We start from the raw sequence: 6,626 nt of genomic DNA, 5'->3' as shown, positions 1-6,626 counted from the left end.
GATGATCGACGCCGTCTAACGTGGACGGTTCGGTATTGCTCTCGACAGCCACCACAAAGACGCCGCGGCCCTGTGACTGACAGTGCTCAATCAGCCGGCGGGGAAGATGTCCGCCGCCAGCAACGATGCCAAGCGGCCCGGTCATCAGTATGGCCCCACCATCAGTGCGGAACCACCATCAGTAGTCCTGCGGGCGCAGGATGGGGCGGCCCGTCTCGACACGCAGGAAACCCAGCAGGTTGCGCACCGTGTCCAGTTCGCCGAAGTCGGCTTCGATAGCATCCATGCGCTCGGACAGAGTGCCGCCCTCCTCCACGAAGAGCCGGTCGAAGACTTTCAGGAGCGCTTGGATCTCCTCACTTGCGATGCCGGCGCGCTTAAGCCCGATCAGATTCAGCCCGTCGAGCCGGGTCGGGCGGGCCATGACGATCCCATAGGGAATGACATCATGCTTGGTGCCGACCATGGCGCCCAGAATGGCGTTGCGGCCGACCCGCACGAACTGCTGCACGCCTGTAAGGCCGCCGAGGATCACGTTGTCCTCGATCGTCACATGTCCCGCCAGGGTGCAGTTGTTGGCCATGATAACGTTGTCGCCGATCTGGCAGTCATGCGCCACATGGGACCCCGGCATGAAGAGGCCGCCACTGCCCACGCGCGTGACCATGCCGCCGCCCTCGGTGCCGATGTTCATCGTGACATGCTCACGAATGATATTGTCGGTCCCGATCTGCAGTTCCGAGGGCTCACCCTGGTACTTCAGGTCCTGGGGGCTCTGGCCGATGGAACTGAAGGGCAGTATCTGCGTTCGTGCCCCGATCGTCGTCCGCCCGTCGATCACCACATGGCTGTGGAGCTTTACCTCCTCGCCCAGTTTCACGTGCGGCCCAATGATGCAATAGGGTCCGATCTGGCATCCGTCGCCGATCTGGGCACCGGACTCGATAATCGCTGTAGGGTGGATGTCCGGCATCAATAATCCATGATCATCGCGGAGTAGCTTGCGCTCGCGACCAGGGTGCCATTGACTTTCGCTTCGCCGGAGAACTTCCAGACGTTGCGGCGGTTTCTTACGCGGGTGACGTGGATGTTCAAGACATCGCCCGGCACCACGGGCTTGCGGAACCGCGCGTCGTCGACAGTCATGAAGTAGACCGGCTTGCCGTGGGCATCCTCGCCGAGTGTGTACATCACCAGGGCAGCCGCTGTCTGGGCCATGGCCTCGACGATGAGGACGCCCGGCATCACCGCCCGCTCCGGAAAGTGGCCAAGGAAAAACGGCTCGTTGATGGTGACGTTCTTCACCCCCGTTGCCGACTCGTTGGGGACGATGTCCTCGACCCTGTCGATCATCAAGAACGGATAGCGGTGCGGCAGCAGACCCATGATGTCCTGGACATCAAGGCTGGCGGTACCATCCTGTTCGCTGGTCTCTTCACTCATCCTTCTTCCTACCTCTTGCCTTCAGCTGCCGCTCCCAAAGCGCACACAGCCGAAAGAACTCCCTTGCCGGACGGGCCGGGCTGCCCAACACGGTCATACCCCCTGGAATGTCACGCATGACGCCCGACTTTGCACCGATTCTGGCCCCCGCACCGACCTTCAGGTGGCCGGATACCCCGGCTTGTGCGGCCACAGCCACGAAATCCTGCAGGACGGAGCTTCCGGCTACGCCGGACTGAGCCACAAGCACACAGCCGCGACCGATGCGCACGTTGTGCCCGATCTGTACGAGATTATCAATCTTTGCCCCCGCCCCGATGACGGTGTCAGGCCCCGCCCCCCGATCGATCGTGGAGTTGGCGCCGATTTCAACGCCATCCTCGACGATCACCCGGCCGAGTTGCGGGACGTCGACAAAGCCTTCCGGATCCATGGAAAAGCCAAAACCCCGGGTTCCGACCCGGGCGCCGGCGTGGATCTGGCAGGCCCGCCCGATGACACAGAACTCCAGGGAGACGTTCGCTCCGATGACCGTCCCGTCGCCGATCTCGACGCCCTGGCCAACGACCGTATTGGCGCCCACCCGGCAGCCGCGGCCAACCTTTGCGCCGGGACCTACGACCACGCCGGCGCCCAGTTCGCTGCCCTCTCCGACGCTGGCGCTCTCGTCTACGACGGTGGACGGATGAGCGCCTGGAACCGGTGCCTGGGCCGGATAGAATGCCTGGGCCACCTTTGCATAACCCCGATAGGGCCGCTTGGTGAGGATCAGCTTCATTCCTTCAGGGGCTCGTTCGGCAAACTCCGGATCGACGATGCAGGCGCCGGCCCTGCTTTGCTCGAACTGCTCGACGTAACGCCGGTTGTCGAGAAAGCTCACGTCCTCAGGGCCGGCACTGTCGAGGGGGGCCACGTCCTGGAACTCCATCGCTGGATCGCTGCCGGACTGGAGCTCTGCCTCGGCCAGTTCGGCCAGCTGCGAGAGACTGAAAGGTCCAGAACGTTTGAAGAATCGGCTGTCCGCCATACCACCACCCCTTTGGGTTCGCCGCCGCTGAAGATGACGGCCTTGCCCGCCGCTCCCTAGTTGCCTGCCGTTCCCGAGGAGACATCGACCAAGCGGCTGTTCAATCGCCTGAGCGCCTCCTGCGTAAGGTCGAACTCAGACTTCACGATAATGACGGTGGTCTTCGCGAGGATCAGATCCAGCTCCCGCTCGACGGCGATCTCCTGGGAGATTGACTGAAGCACCTGCTGGACCTGCGCCATGCCCTGGCTGAAAAGTTGATCGAGGCGTCGCCGCTCCGCCTGCATCTCACGCTGCAAAGCCACGCCCTCGGCTTCAAGGCTGCTGCGTTCCTGACGGTAGTCTTCGGTCGACAGGTTGGCCCGGCGCTGCGCGAGATCAAGGTCGGCCTGGCGGAGGGATTCCTCCCGGTCCCGCATGGTCTGCTGAGCGGCGATCCGCTCAGCTTCCACCCGCTCAGCCAGGGTCTTCACCGCGACCGATTCCCGAAGCACGGCCTGAACATCGATGACTCCGATGAGCGGAGCCCGCTCAACCTGCGCATCGGCCGCAACCGGAAGCAAACTCAGAAATACAAGGGCAGCGGCGAAGCGCAGTGGCCAGCTGCATTGACGCGTCATTTTGCCTAAAACTGCGTTCCGAAACTGAAGTTCAGGATTTCGGTTTCGTCGAAATCCTCCTTGATCACTGCAAAGCCCAGATCTATGACCACCGGCCCGAAGGGCGAGTTCCACGAAACACCGGTACCCACAGTGACTCGGGGCGACGAAGAATCTTCCACGTCTACGTTCAGGTTGTCGTCTTCGTCCAGATCCCAGGCAGCGCCAACATCGGTGAAGATGCGCCCGCGAACGTCGAGATCGAAGGGCAGCTCAATGGGAAAGGCGACCTCTACGGTGCCGGTGTAGAAGTGCTTGGCACCCAGGGCATCGCCCGTCCGCTCGTCGCGCGGCCCGATGCCGCCGAACTCGAACCCGCGCGGATTGCCGCCGCCGCGGAAGAAGCGGTCGGAGATCCGCGTGTCCTCGCCGATACCGACAACGGTACCCGCCGAGCCCCGCAGGCTGGCGGTGTAGTCCTCGAAGATCGTATGGAAGTAACCGCTGTTGACTGATGCCTTAAAGAAGCTCACGTCGCCGCCGAGACCGGTGACCTCTGTTCTCAGGCGCCCGATCACACCCTCCCGAGGGTCGAAGCGCGAGTCCCTGGTGTCATAGGTCAGCTCGTTGCTGACGCCCGAGCGCAGGGTTTCGCCCTCTTCCGATTGCACGAGCAGAGAGGCGTCACTGCCAACATCGGTAATGTCGCGGTTCTCGATGGTGTAGCGCACGACATTGCGAATCTCTTCGGTGAGGTTGAAACCTGCCCGCAGCGATCCGCCGAGACGCTCTTCTTCGAAAGAGCTCTCGTCGTCCCGGTCGTCGGTGGTCCGGAAGAGGTCGAAGCCCGCGGCCAGGTTCCGGTCGAGGAAGTACGGCTCGGTAAAGCTGAAGTCGATTTCAGAAGCTTCGCCGGCCAAGGTGAAACTGAGGCGCAGATCCTGGCCGCGGCCCAGCAGGTTGCGTTCGCGGATACCGATGTTGCCGATGGGGCCGTCGGTTGACGAGAAGCCGGCGCCGAAGGTCAGGTCGCCGGTCGACTGCTCCTCGACCTCCACCTTAACGACCGTGCGGTCCGGGGCGCTGCCCGGTTCGTTCTCCACCGTCACCGTTTTGAAAAAACCCAGGTTCTGGACCCGCTGGCGGGAGCGGCGCAGCTTGGAGCTGTTGAAGGCATCGCCCTCCACCAGCCGGAATTCCCTACGGATAACACGGTCCAAGGTGCGGACGTTGCCCTCGATGTCGATACGCTCGACGAAGACCTTGGGGCCTTCCTGAATGTCGAACACGAGATCAATGGTAAGGTTTTCACGGTCGCGCTGAACGCGGGGACGGATGTCGACAAAGGCAAAGCCGAGATCGCCGACCGCCTCAGTCAGAGCTTCGATGGTGTTGTCGACTTCACTGGCGTCGTACCAGTCGCCTTCGAAGGTGGTGAGTTCGCCGCGCAGCGACTCGGGGTCCAGATTGCGCAGAGTCGTCTCGATGCCGATCGCGCCGAAGCGGTAGCGGGGTCCCTCTTCAACGGTGAAGGTGACGATGAAGTCCTGGTTGTCCGGTGTCAGCTCCGCAACCACCGAGACCACCCGGAAATCGGCATAGCCCTCGTTCAGATAGAAGCGGCGCAGCAGTTCCCGGTCGAAGGTCAGCCGATCGGGGTCGTAGGTGTCGGTTGAGGTGAAGAAATTCCAGAATGACGCCTCGGACGTGGTCACCTCGTCACGCAGGGTCGAATCAGAAAACTCGCGATTGCCGATGAAGTTGATCGAACGGATGCTCGTGAGCGGTCCTTCCGAAATCTCGAAGGCCAGATCGACGCGGTTCTGCTCCAGCTGGATCACCTTGGGTTCCACTGTGGTGGCGAAGCGACCGGAGCGGCGATAGATCTCCAGAATGCGATCGGCATCGCTCTGAACCTTGGTGCGCGTGAAGACGACGCGCGGGCGCAGCTCGATTTCCTGTTGCAGAGTCTCGTCGTCGATCCGCCGGTTGCCCTCGAAAGCGATGCGGTTGACGATCGGGTTTTCGGCGACGACCACGATCAGAACGTTGCCTTCGCGCCGTAGGGTGACGTCAGCGAAGAGGCCGGTCGAAAAGAGGTTCTTCAGAGAACGGTCCAGGCGAACCGGATCAAAGGGATCGCCGGGCGTGACCCGCATGTAGGAGCGCACGGTCGTGGCTTCGATGCGCTGTGTGCCTTCGACCCTAATGGCCTCGATTCGGCCGCCTGAGAGCAGAGACTGGGCCTGTATAGGCTCTGGCAGGCTGACGCATACTGTACCGGACAGCAGGCACGCCAAGGCGACGACGAACAAGCGTCCGCGAAACACGTTCCTTCGATCCTTCCCCCGTGGCGCTGGTGCTTGTGTTTTAAGTGACCAGGCCTTTGACAAAATTCACTAAGCCCTCGAAGCGAAGCAGGTCATTCCAGGTGACGAAGACCATCAACGTCAATACCAGAGCGAGTCCGATCCTGAAACCGTATTCTTGGGCTCTTTCGCCCAGCGGACGGCCCCGCAGGGCTTCAATGGCGTAGAACAAAAGATGGCCGCCATCGAGCATGGGCACCGGAAACAGATTAATCAGGCCCAGGTTAATCGAAAGGACGGCGGCGAAGAAAATCGCTTGAGGAATGCCGTGCTCGGCGACCTGGCCCGACATCTGCGCGATCCGGATCGGACCGCCCAGTTCATCCGCGCCCCGGTCGCCCCGGATGATCTGTCCCAGCGCCGTGAATGTCTGGTTGATGATCGAGATGGTCTCTCGCGTTGCCTGCCAGACCGCCGTGGCCGGATCGTGGCGAATGAAGTCGCTGCTGGAGCGCGTTATCCCAAGGCGCCCAACTTCCTGGACTTCCCCCAGAGCATTCGGGACTTCTGCGCGCGAGGGCGTCGCGACCAGATCGACCTCCTGGCCGTCGCGCAGGACGACGACGTCCAGGCGCTCCTCCGGGCGCAGGCCGACAATCCGCTGCAACTCCTCGAATCGCGCGATTGACTGTCCGTTGACGGAGAGCACTTCGTCTCCGGCCTGGAAACCAGCCGCCTCTGCAGCGGAGTCCGGCATCACCTCGCCGACGACGGCCGGGGTGAAGGGCTGGCCGATCATGCTGAAGAGGCCAGCCAGCAACACGATGGCGAAGAGGAAGTTTGCGATCGGCCCGGCAGCGACGATCCAGGCCCGCTGCCCCAGGCGCTTGTGGGGAAAGGCCACTGCCTTCTCGGCGGGGCTCAGCTCCGCCACGCTGCCATCGGGCATGCTGGCGGCGTTGGCATCGCCGAACATCTTCACATAGCCGCCAAGCGGGATGATGCTGAACTTCCAGCGCGTGCCGGCCTTATCGGTCCAGCCGAACAGCTCCGGCCCAAAACCGATGGAGAAGATCTCCACCCGAACGCCGTTCCAGCGGGCCACCAGGTAGTGGCCCAGCTCGTGAACGAAGACCAGCGCGGTCAGGATGACCAGGAAAGGAATGCCAAAGCCATAAAGGCCGCCAGAAAAATCCATAACTTACAGATAGTTCCTAAGTTTTGGTCTGAACTTTGGGCGGCTCTTCG

At 62.2% G+C, this 6,626-nt stretch carries 6 protein-coding genes and 1 pseudogene; all 7 read right to left on the bottom strand.

Annotated features, from left to right (window positions below; translation table 11 throughout):
* Window positions 1-145 (bottom strand): annotated as a pseudogene (locus Q0982_RS23820) (LpxI family protein); the annotation flags it as partial.
* Window positions 146-178: 33 nt separating this feature from the next.
* The gene (gene lpxA, locus Q0982_RS21085) at window positions 179-973 is read right to left on the bottom strand and encodes an acyl-ACP--UDP-N-acetylglucosamine O-acyltransferase (protein ID WP_299399400.1); all 795 of its coding nucleotides are present in this window, start codon (window positions 971-973) and stop codon (window positions 179-181) included.
* Window positions 973-1,443, bottom strand: coding sequence for a 3-hydroxyacyl-ACP dehydratase FabZ (fabZ, locus tag Q0982_RS21080; RefSeq protein ID WP_299399397.1), 471 nt, complete (start codon window positions 1,441-1,443; stop codon window positions 973-975). Before fabZ ends, lpxA begins: the two co-directional genes overlap by 1 nt.
* Window positions 1,436-2,470, bottom strand: coding sequence for a UDP-3-O-(3-hydroxymyristoyl)glucosamine N-acyltransferase (lpxD, locus tag Q0982_RS21075; RefSeq protein ID WP_299399396.1), 1,035 nt, complete (start codon window positions 2,468-2,470; stop codon window positions 1,436-1,438). The genes fabZ and lpxD overlap by 8 nt, the downstream gene beginning before the upstream one ends.
* Before the next feature lie 56 nt (window positions 2,471-2,526).
* Window positions 2,527-3,090, bottom strand: coding sequence for an OmpH family outer membrane protein (locus tag Q0982_RS21070; RefSeq protein ID WP_299399393.1), 564 nt, complete (start codon window positions 3,088-3,090; stop codon window positions 2,527-2,529).
* A 5-nt stretch (window positions 3,091-3,095) separates the two neighbouring features.
* A complete protein-coding gene (gene bamA, locus Q0982_RS21065) occupies window positions 3,096-5,399 on the bottom strand; it encodes an outer membrane protein assembly factor BamA (protein ID WP_299399390.1) in 2,304 nt (767 codons plus the stop codon).
* A 40-nt stretch (window positions 5,400-5,439) separates the two neighbouring features.
* Window positions 5,440-6,576: an RIP metalloprotease RseP gene (gene rseP / locus Q0982_RS21060; protein ID WP_299399387.1), complete on the bottom strand. Its 1,137-nt coding sequence runs from the start codon at window positions 6,574-6,576 to the stop codon at window positions 5,440-5,442.
* Between the last annotated feature and the right edge of the window lie 50 nt (window positions 6,577-6,626).

This window comes from Pelagibius sp., assembly GCF_028281305.1.
Taxonomy (GTDB): domain Bacteria; phylum Pseudomonadota; class Alphaproteobacteria; order Kiloniellales; family Kiloniellaceae; genus Pelagibius.
This window is presented reverse-complemented; position numbering and strand designations above follow the sequence as displayed.

What these genes read in the sequence shown, in the direction of transcription:
- lpxA (WP_299399400.1), bottom strand. Translation starts at nt 973, where the DNA reads ATGCCGGACATCCACCCTACAGCGATTATCGAGTCCGGTGCCCAGATC.
- lpxD (WP_299399396.1), bottom strand. Translation starts at nt 2,470, where the DNA reads ATGGCGGACAGCCGATTCTTCAAACGTTCTGGACCTTTCAGTCTCTCG.
- rseP (WP_299399387.1), bottom strand. Translation starts at nt 6,576, where the DNA reads ATGGATTTTTCTGGCGGCCTTTATGGCTTTGGCATTCCTTTCCTGGTC.
- Q0982_RS21070 (WP_299399393.1), bottom strand. Translation starts at nt 3,090, where the DNA reads ATGACGCGTCAATGCAGCTGGCCACTGCGCTTCGCCGCTGCCCTTGTA.
- fabZ (WP_299399397.1), bottom strand. Translation starts at nt 1,443, where the DNA reads ATGAGTGAAGAGACCAGCGAACAGGATGGTACCGCCAGCCTTGATGTC.